Annotated in this window: 16 protein-coding genes; 10 read left to right on the plus strand and 6 right to left on the minus strand. The window is 49.3% G+C overall.

The window, feature by feature from the left end; genetic code table 11:
* Positions 1 to 42: 42 nt before the first annotated feature.
* Positions 43 to 2004: a carbohydrate-binding protein gene (locus MKZ07_RS02425; RefSeq protein WP_084648863.1), complete on the plus strand. Its 1962-nt coding sequence runs from the start codon at positions 43 to 45 to the stop codon at positions 2002 to 2004.
* Between the two features lie 79 nt (positions 2005 to 2083).
* Here the strand turns inward: MKZ07_RS02425 and MKZ07_RS02430 are convergent, their stop codons facing one another.
* Complete coding sequence (locus MKZ07_RS02430; protein WP_036693513.1) at positions 2084 to 2680, minus strand: hypothetical protein; 597 nt, start codon at positions 2678 to 2680, stop codon at positions 2084 to 2086.
* Positions 2681 to 2698: 18 nt separating this feature from the next.
* A complete protein-coding gene (locus MKZ07_RS02435) occupies positions 2699 to 3283 on the minus strand; it encodes a TetR/AcrR family transcriptional regulator (RefSeq protein WP_341024293.1) in 585 nt (194 codons plus the stop codon).
* 145 nt (positions 3284 to 3428) lie between these two features.
* On the opposite strand from MKZ07_RS02435, the gene MKZ07_RS02440 reads away from it, so the two are divergent.
* From MKZ07_RS02440 to MKZ07_RS02455, 5 genes are read left to right on the plus strand one after another with little or no spacing between them, the layout of a single operon-like run.
* On the plus strand, positions 3429 to 5081 hold the full coding sequence (locus MKZ07_RS02440) for an ABC transporter ATP-binding protein (RefSeq protein ID WP_341024296.1): 1653 nt from the start codon (positions 3429 to 3431) through the stop codon (positions 5079 to 5081).
* Positions 5078 to 6484: an ABC transporter ATP-binding protein gene (locus MKZ07_RS02445; protein WP_341024297.1), complete on the plus strand. Its 1407-nt coding sequence runs from the start codon at positions 5078 to 5080 to the stop codon at positions 6482 to 6484. The genes MKZ07_RS02440 and MKZ07_RS02445 overlap by 4 nt, the downstream gene beginning before the upstream one ends.
* Positions 6484 to 6786: an ATP-binding cassette domain-containing protein gene (locus tag MKZ07_RS33510; RefSeq protein WP_445670299.1), complete on the plus strand. Its 303-nt coding sequence runs from the start codon at positions 6484 to 6486 to the stop codon at positions 6784 to 6786. The genes MKZ07_RS02445 and MKZ07_RS33510 overlap by 1 nt, the downstream gene beginning before the upstream one ends.
* An 8-nt stretch (positions 6787 to 6794) precedes the next feature.
* A complete protein-coding gene (locus MKZ07_RS02450; protein ID WP_051493321.1) occupies positions 6795 to 8594 on the plus strand; it encodes an ABC transporter ATP-binding protein in 1800 nt (599 codons plus the stop codon).
* Positions 8533 to 10353 (plus strand): ABC transporter ATP-binding protein, encoded by a 1821-nt coding sequence (locus tag MKZ07_RS02455; RefSeq protein WP_084648859.1) that lies wholly within the window; start codon positions 8533 to 8535, stop codon positions 10351 to 10353. Before MKZ07_RS02450 ends, MKZ07_RS02455 begins: the two co-directional genes overlap by 62 nt.
* Positions 10354 to 10680: 327 nt before the next feature.
* Here the strand turns inward: MKZ07_RS02455 and MKZ07_RS02460 are convergent, their stop codons facing one another.
* From MKZ07_RS02460 to MKZ07_RS02475, 4 genes are all read right to left on the minus strand, one after another.
* Positions 10681 to 12060, minus strand: coding sequence for a sugar porter family MFS transporter (locus MKZ07_RS02460; RefSeq protein ID WP_036693509.1), 1380 nt, complete (start codon positions 12058 to 12060; stop codon positions 10681 to 10683).
* A gap of 212 nt (positions 12061 to 12272) precedes the next feature.
* Positions 12273 to 13607, minus strand: a complete 1335-nt coding sequence (locus tag MKZ07_RS02465) for a response regulator transcription factor (RefSeq protein WP_036693508.1) — start codon at positions 13605 to 13607, stop codon at positions 12273 to 12275.
* Complete coding sequence (locus MKZ07_RS02470) at positions 13582 to 15048, minus strand: sensor histidine kinase (protein ID WP_036693505.1); 1467 nt, start codon at positions 15046 to 15048, stop codon at positions 13582 to 13584. The genes MKZ07_RS02465 and MKZ07_RS02470 overlap by 26 nt, the downstream gene beginning before the upstream one ends.
* Positions 15045 to 16040 (minus strand): substrate-binding domain-containing protein, encoded by a 996-nt coding sequence (locus MKZ07_RS02475; RefSeq protein WP_036693503.1) that lies wholly within the window; start codon positions 16038 to 16040, stop codon positions 15045 to 15047. Before MKZ07_RS02475 ends, MKZ07_RS02470 begins: the two co-directional genes overlap by 4 nt.
* Positions 16041 to 16305: 265 nt before the next feature.
* On the opposite strand from MKZ07_RS02475, the gene MKZ07_RS02480 reads away from it, so the two are divergent.
* From MKZ07_RS02480 to cydC, 4 genes are read left to right on the plus strand one after another with little or no spacing between them, the layout of a single operon-like run.
* Positions 16306 to 17673 (plus strand): cytochrome ubiquinol oxidase subunit I, encoded by a 1368-nt coding sequence (locus MKZ07_RS02480; protein ID WP_036693502.1) that lies wholly within the window; start codon positions 16306 to 16308, stop codon positions 17671 to 17673.
* Positions 17670 to 18683: a cytochrome d ubiquinol oxidase subunit II gene (locus tag MKZ07_RS02485; RefSeq protein WP_036693500.1), complete on the plus strand. Its 1014-nt coding sequence runs from the start codon at positions 17670 to 17672 to the stop codon at positions 18681 to 18683. Before MKZ07_RS02480 ends, MKZ07_RS02485 begins: the two co-directional genes overlap by 4 nt.
* The gene (gene cydD, locus MKZ07_RS02490) at positions 18684 to 20444 is read left to right on the plus strand and encodes a thiol reductant ABC exporter subunit CydD (RefSeq protein WP_341024306.1); all 1761 of its coding nucleotides are present in this window, start codon (positions 18684 to 18686) and stop codon (positions 20442 to 20444) included.
* Positions 20441 to 22180 (plus strand): thiol reductant ABC exporter subunit CydC, encoded by a 1740-nt coding sequence (gene cydC / locus MKZ07_RS02495; protein ID WP_036693497.1) that lies wholly within the window; start codon positions 20441 to 20443, stop codon positions 22178 to 22180. The genes cydD and cydC overlap by 4 nt, the downstream gene beginning before the upstream one ends.
* Positions 22181 to 22195 lie beyond the last annotated feature (15 nt).

Raw genomic sequence — 22195 nt, forward strand, 5'->3', positions numbered from 1 at the left:
GAGGGCGGAAATATATCGACTTTATGAAAGAGGTGTTTATTTATGTTGAAAAGGTTCAAATTATTAAGTGCATTATTAATTTTTTGTATGGCCAACCTGTTACCGGTCTTTCCTTTGACAGCAAGCGCAGCGGGTACAATCGTAAGCTATCCATTACCGTCGGTCTATACCACGACCAGTCAATACACGGTAACAGCAGACGCCACCAATATACCGGTAATCGACACTTCCGCGGTATTTGTAAACTATAATTATTGTAATTTCTCTTTTTCAGGTACGACTACAATCACAATTACAGCAAGCGAGCCCATCAATACCTATAATATTTCTCCCAAAGCTTTGGGAATCACTGCAACCAAGAGCGGAAACACACTTACCTTTACACTTTCATCGCCAACCTATCTCATCGTCAAAATCAATAATCTGAAGGATCTGGTGATTGCGGCAGATGCGCTTGAAACCAATGTTCCGGCTTCCTCCGGTACAGGGATATATAATGTTAAAACCGGGTATGGTGCTGACAGTACCGGTGCCACTTTGGCTACAACTGCCATACAAAACGCTATCAATGCGGCTAACGCAGCAGGCGGCGGTATCGTATACGTTCCAGCCGGAGTATACAAGAGCGGGAACATTGTTCTAAAAAGCAATGTTTCGGTTTATCTGGAGGGTGGTTCGGTTATACGGGGTTCAGGAAATCCAAGCGATTACACTACTCATTTCCACAAGAATTCTCTGAATAAGGATGGAACATGGTTTATCTATACCGAAACCAATGCAAACAATATTAAGATATATGGCAGGGGAACGATTGACGGCAATGGCCATTATATGCGAAACACAAACAATTATTTGAACAATATTCTTGTACCCTTGCAGTGCAGCAACTTCACGGTTGACGGCATAACCATCAGAGACAGCGGCGGCTGGGCTACAATCGTTACCAGATCCAACAACGTCACCTTCCAGAATACCAAGCACTTCAACAACAATGAGCTTGATTATGAGAATGATGCAATCGATATTCAAGAGAGCCAGAATGTACTCATCAAGCACACTGTAGCCGTATCGGAGGATGACACTTACTCCTTTAAGACATGGGATGTAGCCACTACGGATATCGCTGCCAACTGGCCGGGAACTTCTGAGAACCAGTCCAATGTAGTTGTGGATGATGCTTTGGCCTGGAGCAGATGTGGAGCATTCAAGGTTGGAGATGGTGTGAAACAGCTTCAGGATGGCATCGTTGTTAAAAACTCTTATGTATACCGGTGCTGGCGCGCTTTAGCGGTAGGTCATCTGTATGGAACTCCAGCAGCACAAAACATTGTATTTGACAATATAGATGTAGAAGGCTTCTGGCCAAGATCCGGTGTTCACTCCAGATGGTTTGATCTTTCTGCCAAAACCGGCCCGATCAAAAATGTGGTCTATAATAATATCAATTTACGCGCTTTAGGTGAAGTTTCAATCATGAAGGGTTGGAATGACACCTCTACGGTCTCTGGAGTTACACTAAACAATGTTCGCGTCGGTGGAGCTGCGGTAAATAATTTGGCAGATTTGAAAATAACAGATACGAACAGCTATGCTGCAGATCCAAAATTCAACACATTAAAATTTGAAGCGGAAGGCTATAACCTTAGTTCAGGTGTTTTATCCTATGAGGCAAGCACGGATGGCGGGCTGGATGTTGGTGGAGGGAGTAATGGCGACTATATCGCATTTAAAAATGTAGACTTTGGCAGCACAGCTAAAACAAGCATTGATTTGAAGGTTGCATCCGCTTATTCCGGCGGAAGGATCGAATTCCACTTGGACAGTCCTACAGGCACTATGCTGGGTTATTGGACGGCAGAAAGCACGGGCGGATGGCAGACATGGTCCCTCAAGAATATCCCGCTTACTGCCGGGACAGCTGTAGGGACCCATACGGTATATGTTACTTTTGTGAAGTCAGATTCAACCACAGTGGCAAATTTAACTTGGTTCCAGTTCAAATAGAATAGAAACGGTTTGATTTAATTGAAATAAGCTGGATAAAGGGGCGTATCAAATGATATGCCTCTTTATTCAGCAAAATTTAAAAATGTTGAATCGATGAATTTAAGTAATCGTAAAGGGGCTGTGGATTCCAGATTTGAGCTTCAATGTATTCAATATAAGGCCCCATACCTTCCCAAAGTGCAGTTCTGCCTTTATCCTCTGGTGCACCGTAAATATCCTCTAACCTATCTAAGTCAGAGAGAGTAAAGATTCTCCCATGATACTGTAATTGATAATGAGCAGATTCCTTATCTGCCCCCAGCCAATAGGTAACCATGCTATCGGGATAAGTGAAGCTTATATCCTGGTGCGAAAAAACACTGAGCGGAACACGGATTCTGCTTAATTCAAGGGCAGACAAGTGATCTTCCATCCATTGAGAGTAGCCCAGCACTGCATAGAGTGGATAATTTTCTTGGGGATTTCCCCCTTGTGCTATAAATTCACTCCTTACCCATTGTTCAGCTTGCCGTCTATTATGTAAATATTGAGCAGGTTCCTTGAATCTATCGGCAACCGGGTTATCCACATATAAAGACTCCATAACTTGAATTGCATCAGAATCACTTAATGCGGATAGGCTGCGGAATGGTGTATCACCCTGTCTATAATAATGAGTCAGAAATGTAATCATGGTTCTCCTCTTCGGTAATTATTTTTTGGAAAGTACACTACATTTCAATACATAATACATTTCCTCAAGCATGACTATCGCGTCGTCAATGGTTAGTTCCTGCGAGTTCATATGGATCATAACTCCAATTCCGAGCCAATATGCCGAAAGCTTCTTGAACATTTCCCGGGTTTTTATTGTGCTCATCGTGCATAGCTGAGGATCTAACTGGAGAAATGCCTGATAAATCTCTTCATTAAGCAGGTCATCATTATACTTGGTGTAGTCACTGCTGTACTCAGATAAAAATAACAATCGGAACAGATGCTTCTCTGCTTGAGCAAAAAATAAACAACCTACTGCCAGGTTCATTGCAGGTTCATTCTTCTCATTGCTGTATTGTTTGATCTCATTTAATGCGAAATCAACAGTACGTTTGTATACGTCTTCCTTGACCTCTTCCATACTTTTGTACAATCGGTAGACAGGTTGAGTAGAACATTTTAGCTTTACCGCGATATTTCTGGCTGTCAGCACCTCGAATCCGGCTTGGCGGGTTAGTTCAAATGCTGTAAGGGAGACCTGTTCCCGAGTAATTTCTGCTTTTGGCGGTATTTTTCTCAACTCCTTCAACTAAAATAAAAAATAACAACTGTTATGTAACTTATGTTATTATCGCATCAACAAATTGTCAATCCCTATAATCCAACAGGTTGTAGATTTCCTGAATTATAGTTATATTTTGGGAAATGCATGAAGGAGATAGGGAATGAAGGTTCTTATTCGCTTTTGTAAGCCATATCTAAGATCATTTGTGTGGGTCTTTGGGCTTAATGTGCTTATTGGCTGTACGGAGCTAGCGTTGCCGTATTTGCTGATGCAGATCATTAATGGTGCAAGTGCGGTGCATGCGGATGGCGGAGCGTGGGTATACGCGAGTCTCTGGGGATATGTTCTTCTTCTCGGCGCGGGTATTCTGTTCAAATATTGGAATCAAAATGCCGCGAACCAGTCGAGTCTGCTGATTGCCCGTGATCTGCGTGTGGATGGATTCGGCCGGTTGATCAGCCATCCCTATAACTCGTCGAAAGATAAAGCAGCGGGGGATCTGATTACGACATTATCCAGTAATATTATGGTGGTGGAACAGTTCATCAGACAGGAGCTTCACCAGTTCATCTACCAGCCTGTCCGTCTACTAGGGGCCATCATTTTTATGCTATGTATAAGCTGGAAGCTCCTGGTGGTATCTCTGCTGATTGTGCCTGTCTCGTTATGGCTGTCTCATAGAACGGTCACCTCCATTTCTTCGGTGTCTAGACAGTTATCTGATCAGACGGCTGGACTCACCTCCATACTGAACGAAACCCGGCGAGGGATGAAGACGATCAAGGGGTATCAGCAGAACCGTTGGTTTATTGACAAATTTCAGGGGCAAACCCGGAGTGTCCGGTTAAAGGAGCTCACTCTGGAACGGAAACTATCTGCTCTAATTCCTGTGCAAATTGTAATCAGTGCGTTCCCCTATGCCCTATGTGTACTTATTGGCGGGTACTTTACGCAGAAGCAGCAGATGAATGTGGGTGAATTAGTAAGCTTCCTTCAGCTCCTGAATTATCTGGTCCGTCCGCTATCCCTGTTGCCGGGGATGGTGTCGAGTGCCAGACGTCTGGGAGGAGTGCTGTCCCGGATCGCAGAGCTGTATGAAGAGAATGAAGTGGAAGGAGAATATGTGGAGCTTCAGGGCCGCGAAGGTACACTATCCTGTGACAAGGTATCCTACGTCTATAAAGACAAGGTAGTGTTATCTAATATTAGCTTCAAGGCGGACTCCCCTGGAATCACTGTCATTGCGGGGAGAAGCGGCAGCGGGAAGAGTACATTAGTCAAGCTGATCTGTGGTTATGATAGACCCTTAGAAGGCACCATTACACTATTCGGGCATGATCTTCGTCAGGTAGGCTTCCATTCGGTAGCCCCGTTAATTGCATTCGTTCCGCAAGAGCCTTATATCTTTCCGGTCTCGATTCTGGACAATATTGGCTACGGGCGGCTGGATGCCACGCGCGAGGAAGTCATGGAAGCAGCTACGGCAGCAGGTGTGCATCGATTTGTCCATGAATGGCCGGAGGGCTATGACACTGTAGTCTCTGGCGAGGCGTTATCTGGAGGGCAACGGCAGCGGATATCCATCGCCCGCGCATTGTTGAAGAACGCTCCAGTGCTGATTATGGATGAGCCAACCTCTGCTTTGGATGCTGTGGCTGAGCAGGAATTAATAGATTTCCTAAATACATATAAGCGGGAGCATATGATTATCATCGTCTCCCACCGGCTGGCAACGATCAAGGCTGCGGATCAGCTGGTTATTCTGGATCGGGGACAGCTTTTGGATGCGGAAGGTGAGGTGGCGGTCCGTTGAGAGCAGATTCTTCCATCCGTGCATTAGCCAGCTTGCTATGTAGAATGAAGGCCTATTCCATACCCTATCTGCTCTGCCTCATTGTTGAGAATGCTATCGGAGTAGGGCTGAATCTGGTTCTGGCCTTTGTCTACATGGATTTATTTGCTGCGGTAACTAAAAATGAACCGGGCGAGCTGTGGGGTTCGTTTGTGCTTTTTATCCTTAGCCTTAGCGTGACTTGCGTTCTTCACCCTCTGTTTCGCTTTCTTGGCATGAGGTCAGTGAAGAGAGTGATGGAAATCTACCGCAATCAGGCGTACGAGCATTTGCTTTCCTTGCCCGTTAAATCCTATAATGACCACCGGCAAGGTGAATTCATTTCACGGCTAACCCATGATTTAGACCAGGTAGAGCGGGTGTACACAGATCATCTTAGTGCGTTGTTATCTACGATTTTTTATGGCATGGGTTCGATTATTGCCCTGTGGGTTCTGAATTGGAAGCTGGCAATTGGAATCATTGGCTGGGGAATGCTCTCAACTTACATCAATAGTCACTTGAGCAAACGACTCTCTCAGGGAAGCAATCATGTACAGGAGAGCCAGGCTAGACTATTGGATATCATTGTTCAAGGGATAGGCGGCAGAGAAGTAATTGCACTCTTCCGGCTTAAGGGAATCTTCCAGCAGAAGCTGAATGCACAGAATGAAACCTATATTCACCACTCCTATGAATTGGGCAAAAAACTCTCTGCCTTCGATGGTATGAATTATGCAATTGCATCCCTGAGTAATATTGGCATATATATGGTTGGAGCAGTTCTTGTGTATAGGGGTATGCTCCCCCTGGCTACATTGATTGCAGTGACCCAGCTTCAGCATGGGGTAACCTCAAGCTTTGCCAGTATGGGAGGAACGCTGCATCAACTGAAGACATCTCTGTCAGGAACCAGACGTTTCTTCGAGCTGTTCGACTATGAACCGGAGGAGATGAAAGGCAGAATAGAGCTTGTCCGTTCCGAAGCTTATCTAGCATTTGAGAATGTCAGCTTCGGCTATGGGCGAAGGGGGCCGGTGATGATAGATTCTGAACTGGAACCGCAGCAGCTCTTGCACAATATATCTTTCAGAATCGATCCGGGTAGTTTTGTGTGTCTGGTTGGAAGCAGCGGGAGCGGGAAAAGCACGATAATGGAGTTGCTCCTCCAGTTTCAGCAAAGTCCGACCGGGGAAATCTGTTTGCCTGATGCTTGCGCAGGCGAATGGAATGTGGAGCGGATTCGCAGCAGGATGGCTTATGTTCCGCAGGAGCCGTTTCTTTTTGCAGGAACGATTGAAGACAATATCCGTCTGGGCCGCCCGGGAGCCAGTGATGAGGGATATTCCAAGCGGCCAGGGAGGCCGATATCATTGAATATATGATGTCCTTGCCCGGGAAGCTTCAGAGTCCAGTACTGGAGAGGGGCCAGAACCTGTCGGGAGGACAAAAGCAAAGAATTGCATTGGCGAGAGCCTTGCTTAGTCATGCCCCCATTCTTTTATTAGACGAGGTCTCATCCGCACTTGACGCACAATCTGAGGAGAACATTGTACAAGCCTTACAGCAACGCGCCCATGACCGGCAGCAGATTGTCATATTGATTACGCACCGCAAGTATGCGTGTGAACACGCAGATAAGGTCATCTACCTGAATCAAGGACAGATCACCGTTTGCGGGAAATGAAGGAGAGAATGGATGAAATTATGCTCAAGCAAGCCATAAAATCGATTGCTATTTTATACAAATATGCTCCCTATCTGATCATCTTGAAGTTCTTACAGATCCTGCTGCTTGCTCTGACCACTCCGCTGACGCTATACATAACACAGCATCTGATTGATTCTTTACAAGGTTATATCAATAATGGTGTTCCGCTGAATCAGCTTGTCCAATGGGGAGCAGCCTTGGTGGGCACCTTGCTCTTCACAGCGAATAGTACCTTCATGGACAGCATGATTACCCTACGCTTAAGGAGTAAGCTGAACCAGAATTTTATGGAAGAGATTGTGGAGAAATTTAACCGGATGGAGTACTCCTGTTACGAGGATTCGAAGGTACAGGATCATTTGAACAAAATGGGTAATCACCCGGATGAGAAGATTCTGGAGGTGCTGATCCAGACCTTAACGATGATTTCGCAGCTGGTCAGCTTAGTGAGCTTGATGGCTATTTTTTTACAGGTATCGGGCTGGTTCACTGTGGCCTTCCTGGTTATTTTCACACTAATGGTGGTACTGAACTTCAAAGCCATGGAAATGATGAACGGACTGTTCACCAGCCAATCCCGGGATGAGCGTGAACTATCCTACTTGGGGGGACTGCTAAGTGACAAAAGGCCCCTCTTTGAACTCAAGGTATTTGGTGCGGTTGGATACATACAGAGTAAATGGAAACAAAAATCGGAAAAGGTGCTGAAAGAGCGGTTGATGACTACGATAAAGTCTCATCGCTATTTTGCTGCCAGCAGCTTCTTACTTCTGATGTGGATAGGACTGGTGATCTTTGAGCTGATTCATGGAGTCATGGAGCGGCGGATTTCAGTCGGGCTGTTCGTTTCTTTGATTGGAGCATCCGGCAGTATTCTGGGAATTGCAGATGATCTGTCATTGCTGTTCTCCCGGTTGTCTCATCGTTGTATGGAGATTATGCATTATGAAAGGTTCATGCAGCTTCCAGAGCGGCAAATTACAACTGAATCCGAGCAACCGGCATCTGTAAACTCTGAACCGTATCCATTCATAGAATTTAGAGATGTCTGTTTTACCTATCCAAGGACAACAGAGCAGGTGCTGAAGAAGGTCTCCTTCACCATTAATCAGCATGAGCATATTGCTTTGGTTGGCGGGAATGGGGCCGGTAAATCGACAATTGTGAAGCTGCTAGTAAAGCTATATGTTCCAGATCGCGGAGAAATATTGATATATGGTGTACCTTTGAACCAGATTAGTCAAGAAAACCTGAGAAACAGCATCGGGATTATCTTTCAGGATTACGGCAAGTATTCATTGACTCTTCGTGAGAATATTGCTTTTGGTAACATAGCCAAAATAGGACATGACAATGACCTCAGAGGCGCTCTGACTAAGGCAGCACCGGATGGGTTTTTGTCTGATTTGGATACAAATTTAGGGAAGATTGCGGAGAACGGTATAGATCTGTCCGGAGGACAATGGCAGAAGATTGCCATGGCCCGTGCCTATTTAACAGATTGCCCTTTCATGATTATGGATGAACCGACAGCGGCATTAGATCCGGTGGCTGAAAGTGAATTGTACGCAACTTTTAGAGATATGATGGGTGAGAAGGGTTGCTTATTTATCTCTCACCGTTTGGCGAGCGCCAGATTCTCTGACCGTATCTTAGTGCTCCAAGACGGTGCTATTACAGAAGACGGAACTCACGAACACTTAATTAGTCAGAAGGGTATGTATGCAAATCTATGGAGCAAGCAAAGCTCTTGGTATAGGGACAGTGATGATCATGAAGGATAAATACACACCGCTGGTGATTGTGCTCAGAGTATACAAGCAAACATTGAAAGCGGCTCCCTGGTCAGGGATTTTGTCCCCGCTGTATTATTTGCTTGAGGGCATTTTCCCGGTATTTATAACGATTGTATCAGCCAGACTTTTTAATGAAATTTTCGCTTACACACAGGGCAGGACGGAGGCGGAGTCTCTTTTTGTCTACGGGGGAGTTCTGCTGGCAGGCTATGTATTGAAGCAGATTCTTCAGTTCATCTCTAATATCACGATCAATGCCGGAGTCTATGAACGATGCACAGACTATCACAAACAGGCTATAGCCCACAAGAGCTCCCGGTTACCGCTGATTCAATATGAGGACTCTGAGACCATGAACATTAAGACCCGGGCAATGGATTGTGTGAACCGTGAGGTTCTTAGTCAAATCTATATGTCCTCCGCCGTATTTGTTACCAGCGCTATTAGCATTATCTCATTGGTGTCTGTGCTGGCCAGCTACAATCTGCTGTTTATTCTGTTGTCTTTGTTGACAGTCATGCCCTACTTTATTGCCAGAAGGCTGCGTGGTAAGGACTTCTATGCGCTCAAGAAGAGACAAACCAAACGAGTCCGCTATAGGGATTATCTTTGGGAAATGTTCAATGATAAGACAGCAGTGAAAGAAATGCGAACCATGGGGTTCGACCAGTACTTAAGAGAGCAATTCAAAGAAACAAGAGTTGAGATCAATAAGGAGTTATGGGAATTCAGTAAAAAGGATGCATTATCCTTACTCTTCTGCGATACGATTCGTGTCATTGGTTATACGGCGAGTGTCGTTCTCGCACTGGTCCTAACCATATCCGGCAAGATTAACATAGGCTTGTTCGGAGCAAGCGTTGGGGCTTTCTTATCTGTGCAGAATGAAACGAAGAAATTCTTAATGGATTTGGGCAGCCTTCCTGAGAAAATAGCCTTCGCCAAGGATTATTATGCTTTTTTGGACTTACCTGAAGAGCGTAACGGATCAGTGCAAAAAGAAAGTCTTACCGAAAGCATAAGACTGGAGCAGCTTGAATTTACTTATCCCAATGCAGGTGACAAAACGATTAAAGGAGTCGATCTGGAAATTCATAAAGGTGAGAAGATAGTGATTATAGGAGAAAATGGAAGCGGGAAAACGACACTCTCCAAGTTAATTTTGGGGTTATACCCCGTTCAGCGCGGAACCGTTACTTATGATGGAGAAGCGCTAGCGGAGCTTAATCAGGAGGCTCTCTTCCAAATGATCTCTATCATTCCTCAGGATTTCATGAGATATTCCCTTACGCTAAGAGAGAATATTTGTATTTCGGATCTGGGCAGGTCTGATGCTGACCGTGATATCTTGGATGTGCTGGAAATGGTTGAACTGGATATTGACCCCGCAGGGCTCGATCGTACACTGGGGAGAGAATTCGATGGGGTAGAGCTTTCAGGCGGACAATGGCAGAAGCTCTCTATCGCCAGAGGATTATTCAAGAATAGTGAGCTTATCGTGATGGATGAACCGACTAGCGCTTTGGATCCGCTGATTGAGCATCAAATCCTGATGAATTTCCTTACGGTAGCTCAGGGCAAGACTGCAATTATCGTCTCACACCGCACAGGCCTGTGCCGGCATGTGGACAGAATTGTAGTGATGAAGGCCGGTGAGATCGTCGAAGTCGGCAGCCACAGCGAGCTGATCCAGAGAGATGGCGAGTATACAAGGTTATATACAACCCAAGAGCAGTGGTATGTTTAGCAAAAATTATAGAGCCCATACCTTGTAACGGTTTGGGCTCTTACTCACTATCAATCTCTCGATACCATAGAGGCAAAGCCAGCAAGCCGCTCGGATTATCATGCTCTGGAGGAGCATCAAAAAAATATCAAGTATGCCGATCTATTAATAGATGGGAAATCACAAAAGTAAATATCGGTCCATTTCATTTTGATTGGGGTAGTTATGAAAAAGCCATTAATAGCACCTTTGGAGTGGCGGGCATCCAATAATAAGCTCAGCAAAAAAAGGCTGACCAAGTGCCGGAGTAACACCCGTCGATTTGGTCAGCCTGTATTGCTAAACTCTTTAAACTTCTGTTTGCAGCCGATGCTTCAGCTGTTTTTGTTCCGAATGAAGGGCCATCTCAGTCTCGATCTGCTCCAGGGTGCGGCCTTTGGTCTCAATGACCACGAAGCGGACGAAGAGGAGACCCAGGACACAGATGAAGCCAAAGGCCGAGAAGATGACTCCGAAGCTGAACTGGTCAGCAAGAATAGGGAAGATCAGACCCACAGCCAGCGAACCCGTCCAGTTGAAGGCGGAGGAGATGCCGCCGCCAATGCCGCGTACAGAGAGCGGGAAGATCTCCCCGACGATAATCCAGGTAAGCGGCGCCCAAGAAAAGGCATAACACAGGATGAAGCTGCAAAGCGCGATTAAGGTCACCCAATTGAGTACGCTTGCTTCGACTCCGAATCCGCCGAGCAGAGCCGGCGTGAAGAAGGACAGCGCCATCCCCGCACTGCCCACAGTGAGGATGGTCCGGCGGTTGAATCTATCCACAAACTGCAGGAAGAGGATCGTCGTTAACACGAAAATTACTCCCACGATGACGGTGAATCCGGCAGCCAGCCGCGGAGATAAGCCGACGTTGCGGGCAATGCTTGTGGCATAGTACACAATCGAGTTGGCGCCTTGGATCTGCTGGAAGGTGGCCATGCCGACCCCGATGACTAAAGCCATGCGGAACTTGGAGTGGAAGAGCTGAGAGATTCCGGATTGTTCATGATCGGCAACACCCTCGATCTCGGCAATTTCGGCATTGATCTCATCCTTGGAAGTGCGCAGCGCACTTAGAACTTCACGGGCTTTGCCGCTCATGCCGTTCTTAATCAAGTATCTTGGTGATTCCGGCAGCTTTAGCATACCCAGGAATAGAATAATGGCGAACAAGGCGGCGCTGCCCAGCATTAAGCGCCAGCTACCCGGAACCGGTTCAAAGAGGAAGGCCACAATATAGCTAAGCAGCATACCAATGACAATCATCAACTGGTTTAAACCGGAGAGCTTGCCGCGCATGTGAGCTGGAGCAATCTCAGACATATAGGCGGGAACCAGGGAAGAAGCTGTACCGACCGCAATCCCCAGGAAGATCCGGGCCACAGTCAGAGTCGTTTCGTCCGGCGCAACGGCGGAGCCGATGGCACCAATGAAGAAGATCAGGGAAGAGATCAGAATCAGCTTCCGGCGGCCGAATTTATCCCCCAGCAACCCGCTAAGAATCGACCCGATAATCGCTCCCCCCATCAGCGAAGAGACTACGATACCGATCCAGAGGGAGCTTAGGCTGAAATCGCTTTTAATATGTCCTTCCGCACCGGCAATAATGCCGATATCATAGCCAAATAGAATACCTGCAAACGAGCCGAAGAAAAATATAAATTTGCTCGATACTTTGTTCATCATGTACCATTCCCTTCTTTATGCAGACCGTATCCTTTAAAGGATTCTTGATCTTCAGAAAGAAGTATAGCACGCGTCTTCCGGCGCGGGGTCTGGAATCGTCTTCACTAATTCGGGACGTTCCCGCACTATTTTAAGCTGTCAGAAGCAGGGAAGAGAAGAAGGGTAATGTCTAGCATTATCTTGATTGGTAATCTCAATATAATCCATAACAGCTAAGACTGATCCTTGTATGAGGTGGGAGAGACACCCGTGATTTTTTTGAACACACGGCTGAAATAGTTCGGATCCTTGTAGCCGACCTCGAAGCAGATCTCCTTCAAGGAGAGAGGGGTGGAGCGTATTAAGGCAATGGCCTTCTCAATCCGCAGCCGGGTGACATAATCAATGAACGTCTCGCCACACTGCTGCTTGAAGATTTTACTGAAATAATGAGGGTTCAGATGGACAACTTCCGAGACATCCTCCAGTGACAAGTCCTCCGTAAAGTTCTCTATGATGTATTGCTTGGCCCGGTCCAGCACGCTTAACGTCTGTTCCTCGCGCTGTTCACGCATCTGGCGCAGGGCGGAGGCTACGTAGGATTGCTGAACGTCTGCACCATTTCCATCTGCGGCGCCCGGTGAGGGGAGCAGGACATTCTGCTGCTTCAGCTCATCGAAATGGCAGACCGTCTCCGTCCGCTCCGGCAGCGTAGAGGCAAATACGGCTTCGTAATAGGAGGTGCGGAATCCGTCCGCTCCGCTGTGCAGCGATCCGATTCCGATGGAAGCCTTCAGGCCAAGAGTCTGTTCGCTGACCTGAGTAAGCTGCTCCGAGAGCTGTTTCGTCTGCCGGCGCCAGTCGTGTTCGCTGATTGCAGGCTGATGCAGAAAAATGGCCATGTGCCGGTCGATTAGGGGGCTGACCACTGAGCCGGGTCCATGCGATTTGATGAAGCTGCGGAGATGGTCGTAAATCTTGTTTTTCATCCGGGCGTAAGCCTCACCGCTATAGGCAATAACGATCGCACTCCCCTGCTTAAGAGACATCCCCAGCCAATCAGCGAGTTGTCCGGTGCTGGCATCGGCGCTGTGGTCCAGCATAAGCATCAGCGCCAGCTCATTCTCGGCAACCGGCAGAAGCTGAGAGACCTTGTCACGCAGATCCAGCTCCCTTGCTCTGGACTCGCTCTCTTGTTCAATCTCCCGGACCAGCCGTTGGAATACAGCAATAAGCTGCTCCCGTTTGGCCGGCTTTAAGATGTACTCCTTCGCCCCGAGCGACAGCGCTTCCTGGGCATACGCAAAATAATCATAAGCAGTCACAACAATAAAGCGGGTGCCGGGCAGCCGCTCTTTCATCTCGCGTAACGCCTCCAGCCCGCCGATGCCGGGCATGTTAATGTCCATTATGGCAATATGCGGCCGGTATTTCTCTGCATATTCAATAGCCATCCGGCCGTTTGCGGCATGGATGAACTCAAAGGTGTCCGGCAGGTAGCGCTTCACCATACATTCAAGACCTTCGCGTTCAATCGGTTCATCATCCACGATCAATAACCGGTACATTTGGAGTCCCTCCTTCTTCCCCTACATTAGGAATCTTAATTTGAATGGTCGTACCTTGTCCCGGACTGCTGAATATTTCAATCAGATCATCCCGGTTATAGAAAAGCTGGAGCCGTCTGAACACATTGCGGGTCCCGATGCCGGTGGATGCTTTGACTTCCTGATCTTCCCGGTCTTCTTCGAGGCGCAGCAGCGAGAGCCGGGTTTCCTCTGTCATCCCGGCTCCGTTATCCGTTACTATAATGCAGATGCCCTCCGTCCTCCGCTGGACGATGAGAGAGATCCGTCCTCCGTCCTCCAGCTTGGCCACCCCGTGCTGAAAAGCATTTTCGAGCAAAGGCTGGAGGCTTAATGCCGGAATCCTCACCGGCAAAGCAGAGGGGTCCGCCTCCAGCTCGAACCCGATCCGGTCCCGGAACCGGGTCTGCTGGATCGCGGCATATTCCCGGATATGCGTCAACTCCTCCTGGAGGGTGACGGGCTGGTCCAGCTTCTGCAGGCTGTAGCGCAGCAGATTGGACAAAGAGATAGTCAAATCGCTGGTTTGCTCCGCGCCCTCCAGGAAGGCCAGCTTGGAGAGGACATTTAGCGTATTGAACAGAAAATGAGGGTTGATCTGGCTCTGTAAGGCTTGAAGCTCCAGCTCCTTTACGATCCGCTGCATTTCCAGGCTTTTTTTGTCCTTCTCAATCAGCACGCCAAGATCGGCAGACATTTGCTGAATAGCCTTTGACAGCAAGCCCAGCTCATCCTCCTTGTGCCATTGCAGCTCCGGCTTGATCCCTAAGTCCCCTTTGGCGATATGCTTCGCCATCTCCACCAGCTTGCGGACAGGAACGGTGATACTGCGGGAAGCCCAGACGGCCAATAGAACGCTCATGAGTGTATTCATCACGAACAGAGCAGTCCCGCGCTGATTCATCCGTTCGTTCTCTGTACGAATGCTTTCGATAATGGGGCGGTAGAAGGCCAGCTCGGAATGAACCAGCTGCTGGCCGTCTTCGCGGATGAATCCGGCGATTTTCTCCGTCTCCATATAAGACTGGACAGCAGACTGCAGATCTCCGCGCTGGGCCGATGCCATGGAGAGGCGCTGCTGTTCCAGCAACGTGGACACCAGGTTGAGGTAGCTTTCCGGATCGAAGATGTGGGTGGGAGAATTAAGCTTGGGCAACGACTTGATCTCATGCTGCAGCGCCAGCAGCTCCTTCCCGGCAGACTGGAGTTCTGAGGTCTCCGCGGGGTTGGCCAGGTAAGCATAGAGTAAGTGGAGATTGCTTTCCGCCGACTCTGTCGTTTTCTCAATCAGCAGAATCCGCTCCATCATTTCGTCATAGCTGGTCTGTACGATTTTCCCGCTCTGGAACACGAAGTAAGCCACGGAATTGGCGAGTACGACGAGTAGCGGAATGAAAATCAGCAGCTTCATGCGAATGGTCATGGTGTTGTCCCCCTAGGTGCAGACTCTGATCTGTCGGCCTTCAACACATAGGTACCGGTATAGGTTACAGATGGGGGGCTGCTCCCCTGCCAATAGCCGTGCAGCAACTGAACCGCCTGAATACCCATTTCTACCGGCTGCTGAACAATCGTTAGCTTGATGTTCCCTGCATGGACGGCCTCAACTGTCTCGATTTTATCGTCAAAAGCGAAGATCTGCACCCCACCCGGCCTTACGCGCCGTGCAGCATCCAGGATGCCCAATCCGTCGGATGAGCTGAACCCGACCATATAGTTCATATGCGGATACCGGACAAGCATGGTCTGGGCTTCCTGAGCGGCCTGGAGCATCGAGATATCGGAAGTTGCGATTTCAGTGATGTGAAGTCCGGGGTGTTGCTCAATGACCGAACGGAAGCCCTTCAGCCGCAAGCGCTGATTCTCCGCTTGCTCGTTGCTGATCAGGACGCCGATGCTGCCCTGCTGCCCGGAAGCCTCGGCCACCAATTCACCCATTTGCCGGCCGGCGCCGAGGTTGTCGGTGCCCACATAGGCCAGCCGCTCAGAACCGGGCTCGTCCGTGTCCACAGCAATCATCGGGATACCTAGACCGGCTGCTTTGCGGATTAACCGGCGGTATTCGTCGTTATCAATTCCTTGAAACAGGATAGCATCGGCCTTGGCGGAGATAGCCTTATCCAGCAAACGGATTTGCTCTTCAGGATTAATCCGGTCTGGCCCGATATATTCCAGCTCCATGCCGTAGGCCAAGGCCGCCTTCCTGGCCCCTTGCTCAATCGCCCGCCAGGAATAATTGTCCAGCTCCTGTGCAATCAATACGATGTGGACCGGGTCACTACCTGAAGCGGGCTGCGTCTGCAAAGGCTTTACGAGAGTGTGAATCTGAATGAACGAACTGCTGAATTGCAGCAGCAGTCCCACGAACATGGATACAATCAGGACCAAAGCGATGGTCCATCTCCGGTTTGGCATTACAATCTCCCTCAATCATCAACATGGTATTGCCCATTATACATGAAATGGACAAAGGCGGAATATGAAACAGTCCATAGCATGTAACTTCCTATCAAACAATAGCCCGAAAGAGTAGTTTCAGGAGTATTCACCAAGATGTTAAAAAGAGTTGATCCTTTCATGAACGTTTAAAGGCAAAAAGGTGACCGGAACCGATTTACTTAAAATTAAAGATATAATAATTCAAAATATCTAACAGCTTTTATAAGGAGGCACTAACGTAATGGGCATTGATACCGTGCTGTGGAGCAGACTGGTGACAGGCTTGACACTGGGGTTCCATGTTATTTTCGCAACAATTGGCGTTGGGGTTCCGCTAATGATCGCCATTGCTGAATTCATGGGCATTCGTACAAAAGACGCTCACTACACGCTTATGGCAAAGAGATGGGCCCGCGGGTTTGTCATTTCTGTGGCCGTGGGCGTGGTGACAGGTACGGCGATTTCGCTTCAGCTAGCCTTGGTCTGGCCGAATTTCATGAAGCTGGCCGGTAACGTGATTGCGCTCCCGTTATTTATGGAAGTGTTTGCTTTCTTTTTTGAGGCGATCTTCCTGGGCATTTACCTCTATACCTGGGACCGCTTCAAAAAGCCATATATCCACTGGCTCCTTACGATCCCAATTGTTGCCGGTGCCGGGATGTCCGCTGTTTTTATCACAACTGTAAACGGGTTCATGAATCAGCCCGAGGGCTTCGCCATGGCGGGAGGGCAATTCACAGCAGTGAATCCGGTGGAGGCGATGCTGAATACAGCGACATTCTCCAAGGTGTTCCATGTCTTAAGCTCAGCCTATCTGACCGGAGCCGCACTGCTGGCAGGTATTGCCGCATTTGCACTCCTGAGGAAGGGCGCCTCGGAATACCATAAAAAAGCGCTGAAGCTGATGATGGCCGTGGTCATGGTGTTTGGACTTCTGAACCTACTTGCTGGAGATGTGTCCGCGAAATTTTTGGCTGAGCATCAGCCGGAGAAGCTGGCTGCGGCAGAGTGGCATTTTGAAACGGAAAGCGGAGCAGATCTGGTTCTGTTGGGGTGGCTTAACGCAGAGCATGAGGTTCTGGGCGCACTTCACATTCCCAAATTTCTCAGCTTCCTCGCCTTTGGAGATTTCAATGCAGAAGTGACAGGTCTGAATGAATTCCCTGCGGATGAGCGGCCGCCGCTCCTGGTTCATTATTTGTTCGATCTGATGGTCGGTGTAGGGTTCGCATTATTAGGCATTTCATTCTTGTATTTCCTGTTTGTATTCTGGAAGAAACGCAATGAGCATAACAAATGGCTGCTTCGCGCTATCGCGTTAGGTGCACCGCTTGCTTTTGTAGGAGTCGAGCTAGGCTGGTTTTACGCTGAAATTGGTCGGCAGCCCTGGATCTTAAGGGGATACATGCGTGTAGAGGAGGGGGCTACGACATCCCCGAGCGTGAGAATCCTGTTTTTTGTATTCCTGTTGCTGTACATCCTGTTGGGAACTGTATGTGTTCTTGTGCTGCGGCGCATGTTCAAAGACAATCCGGCAGAAACCGAGATGGAGAAGTGGAATCAGCATCCCGGCGACAAATCAACAGGAAAGGGTGAGCACATAGAATGAGTTACGAGCTGATTGGAATTTCAGTGCTCTGGCTGTTTTTATACGGCTATTTAATTGTGGCCTCTATTGATTTTGGAGCCGGGTTCTTTGCCTTTTATGCCCGCCTGACGAAGCAGGATCATCTGATCAATCGTTTGATCTCCCGCTACTTATCGCCTGTCTGGGAGATTACCAATGTCTTTTTCGTCTTTTTTTACATTGGACTTGTCGGCTTCTTCCCGGATACCGCTTATTATTACGGATCGGCGCTGCTAGTTCCGGGAAGTATTGCCGTTATCCTCATTGCGATCCGCGGTTCGTTCTATGCATTTGAGAATTACGGCTCCAAAAATAACATCGTATATCTGTTTCTGTACGGCGCTTCGGGCCTGCTGATTCCCGCTTCCTTGTCCGTGGCGCTTACCCTGTCGGAAGGCGGCTTTATCTTTAAGCAGGGAGAGACCGTGTCTCTGGATTACTGGGCCTTGTTTACGAACCCCTTATCCTGGAGCATTGTAGGCTTGGCGATTGTATCTGTGTTGTTCATCAGCGCCTCCTTTTTGACCTTTTATGCTTCCCGGGCTGAGGATCATAATGCACTGAAGCTGATGCGCACTTATGCGCTGTTCTGGAGCACCCCGACCATTATTACCGCACTGACGGCCTTTATTTATTTGGGCCAGCACAATGCGCGGCATTTTCAAAATATGATGGATTTATGGTGGCTGCTTGCGCTGTCCGTTGCTTTCTTCATGCTTGCTATGTGGCTGCTGTACAGCGGACGCCGTTACGGCTTGGCGTTCATAAGCATCATGCTGCAATTCCTATGCGCCTTCTTCGCTTATGGGATCGGGCAGTATCCTTATATTCTGGACCCGTTCATAACGATCGGGAACAGCATCACTTCACCGGCCATGGGCCTGGCGCTGGTCATTGTGTTCATCGGCGGTATGTGCTTGCTGATTCCTTCCTTGATTCTGGTGTTCAAGCTGTTCCTCTTTGACGCAGATTATGTGAAAGGAAAGAAATAAATGAACAAGACAACAAGCCTGATCGCTGAGCAAATGTCTGGGCAACGAAAACGACTTGTTATACTGACCCTCCTGTCGCTCCTGCTCGGCATTGCGATTGTAAGTCAGGCCGGGCTGCTGGCGGAAGCGGTCCAGCGGGTGTTCGTGGAGAGGGCTTCCTTATCCTCGGTTGCTCTGCTGCTCGCGCTTCTGCTGTCAGTGATGGCGATCCGCACCTTACTGGTATACGCAAACGGAAGAGTAGGCCTAACTATGGCTGCCGACGCTAAGGCAAATATGCGTTCAGCCGTGCTGCAGAAGCTTACCCATGCGTCCATACCCTCAACACTGCGGGGTCAGACGGGGGGAAAGGTCAGTGTGGCGCTGGATGCAGTGGACGAGGCGGACAGCTATTTCAGTCACTATATGCCGCGGATGGCCGAAGCAGCGATCATCCCGGTTCTGATTCTGGCCGTTACGTTTATTTTACATGCGAATACCGGCTTCATTCTGCTGTTTACGGCACCGTTCATCCCTTTGTTTATGATTCTGGTGGGAATGCAAACGAAGAATAAATCCGAAGAAAAGTATGAGCAGCTTGCAGAATTCTCCGGCACCTTCCTGGATTCGCTTCAAGGGCTGGTGACCTTGAAAATATTTGGACAATCCCGCCGCCAGCAGCAGCAGATTGAGCGCAGCAGCCTGGGTTACCGTGATGCGACCATGGATATTCTGAAGGTTGCCTTTACGAATACGTTTATGCTGGAATCCATCGTCATGCTGGGTATCGGGATTGTTGCTCTTGAATTGGCTATTCAACTGCTCGTATTCAAATCGATGCCGTTCCACACGGCCTTTCTTGTTCTGCTGCTTGTTCCCGAGTTCTTTAACCTGCTCAAGAATACTGGAACCGCTTTTCACAGCGGGCGGACCAGTATGGGGGCGGTCCGTAAGGTGGAGCAGATGCTTGCGGATATAAGCGGCGGCACCGGCACACAGCCGGAAGGGGGCGGGCAGTCCTCAGCCAAGCTGCTACGGATGCCGCCATCCATTGCGCTGGATGATGTGCATTTTCATTATGCACCCGGTTCATTTGAGCTTAAGGCTGGGCCCGTATCCATAGAACCAGGACAGCATGTTGCCATCGTCGGCCACAGCGGCTCGGGCAAAACAACCTTGCTCCATCTCATTGCCGGGCTTTTGAAGCCGGTATCAGGGACAGTGAGGGTGGACGGAAGCCCGCTGACGGGGTGGGAGGAAGATTCATGGTTTGAGCAGATGAGCTACATTACGCAGCACCCCTATATTTTTGCCGGCACATTCGCTGACAATATCGCAATCGGTGCCGGACGCAAGGTCTCCAGAGAAGAAATCAGGCAGGCCGCAGAGGATGCGGGACTTGCACCGCTGGTTGCCGGTCTGGAACAGGGACTGGACACCCATGTTGGGGAGGGCGGCAGGGGACTGTCGGGAGGGGAAAAGCAGCGTCTTGCTTTAGCGCGGGCATTCTTGAAACGTCCGGCCCTGATCTTGTTCGATGAGCCTACGGTAGGCCTCGACTTGCAGACCGAACAAATCCTGCAAAGCTCCATAACCGAGCTGGCTCGAAAGGCAACGATGATCACAGTCGCGCACCGGTTATATACGATCCGGCAAGCGGATCACATTTTGTTTATGGAGCATGGAGTATTGGCGGCGGCAGGACCTCACGACGAGCTCCTTGAACGTGTGCCTCAATATGCCGAGATGGTTGATATTCAGCGAAAAGGAGGGTCAGCATGAACGAACTGGCGATTTTGTCCAAGGCTATGATAGCGGAGCGTAAGGATATTCTCTTATCGATTCTGGGAGGGTTTATTGCGGGCGCAGCCGGTGTGGCTCTCTTCTCCGCGAGCGGGTATCTGATTTCACAGACGGTCTTCATGCCGCCGCTCTATACCTTGATCGTACTTACCGCGCTGGTCAAGCTGCTGGGCCTGCTCCGGGCGGCGAGCCGTTATGGAGAACGCCTTTATTCGCACAGGGCAACTTTTTCCATGCTTAGCCGTTTGCGCACAGGCTTTTTTGCCAGGCTGATCCCTTTAACGCCCGGTATATTGAACAAGAACCGCAGCGGAGATCTGCTGGCGCGGATTGTCGGGGATGTAGAGAGCCTGCAGAATTATTTTTTGCGTGTCGCTTATCCGCCGGTTATCGTCATCACGGTCTTTCTGGCAACCATGGTGTTTAGTGCCTCTTATTCATTCTGGATGGCCTGCCTGTTTGTAACAGGAATGCTGCTGACCGCATGGGTGGTACCGGGAATCGTACTGCTGGGTCAGCGGTCGATACACGGCCGCGTCCGTAAGCAGCGGGCGCTGCTGTCAACGGAAGTCACCGAGGTCTTGTACGGCTTCCGTGATCTGAAGGTGTACGGGCAATTGCCGCAGCGGGAACAGCAGCTCCAGGCGGCTTCGGCAGCACTGACAGCAGAGCAGCAGCGTGCAGCAAGCCATCTTCTGCGCGGACAGGCGATGCACACTTTTGTGACCTTTTTTATTTCCTGGAGTGTACTGACGTTAGGGGCCTATCTAATTGTGGAAGGTGCGCTGGCCGGAGTATTTCTAGCGATGCTTGTCATGGCTTCACAGACGGTGTTCGAAGAAGCCGCGGCCATGGCTACTTTACCTGCTTATAAGCAAGACAGCGAGCACGCGGCCAAAAGGCTGACTGATACCGTATTGACTGCCGGTAATTTACCTGTGCAGCCGGGCCGCACCCTGGCGGCGGGAGAGCCTGTTTCGGTAGAGCTGTCCGGTGTCACGTTCCAATATGAAGAGGAGTGGCGGCCTGCGCTGACAGAGGTGTCGCTACTGCTCCCGGCAGGCTCCAGAACGGCAGTGGTCGGACCGAGCGGTTCCGGCAAATCAACCCTGATCGATCTGCTGCTCAAGCTGCGCTCGCCTGTATCCGGGGATATACGTTTTAACGGCATTTCGGTAGAAGAGCTGGATGAGACAGGCCTTTGGGCAGCGTCTAATGTCGTATTACAGCAAAGTCATTTTTTCCGTGGAACGGTCCGTGATAACCTGCTGCTGAATGGAGAAGAACAGTCTGACGAAGCATTGTTAGAAGCTCTGGCTAAGGCCCAATTGCCGGATATGGCATTAACCGATGTTGTATTCGAAAAAGGAGAGAACCTGTCCGACGGCGAGAAGCAGCGTCTGGCTCTGGCACGGGTGATGCTCCGCAAAGGGCGGTTATGGCTGCTGGATGAACCGACCTCTTCGCTGGATTATGTAACAGAAGGGCGCGTGTTAACCCGCCTCTACGAACAGTCCGCTGGAGATACATTACTGCTCATTTGCCACCGGCTTACCGGACTGGAAGGTATGGACAGGATTATCGTCATGGAGCAGGGCAGGGTCATCGAAACAGGTTCGTATGCGGAGTTAATGGAACAAGAGGGCTACTTGTACCGGATGAAGCAGATTGAGCTGCAAATGATTGGAGCCCCCCTTTACTCCATCCGGGATTAGACGAAGCAGGCTTCG

Origin of the sequence: Paenibacillus sp. FSL P4-0338 (assembly GCF_038002365.1) — a bacterium.
GTDB lineage: Bacteria > Bacillota > Bacilli > Paenibacillales > Paenibacillaceae > Paenibacillus_AQ.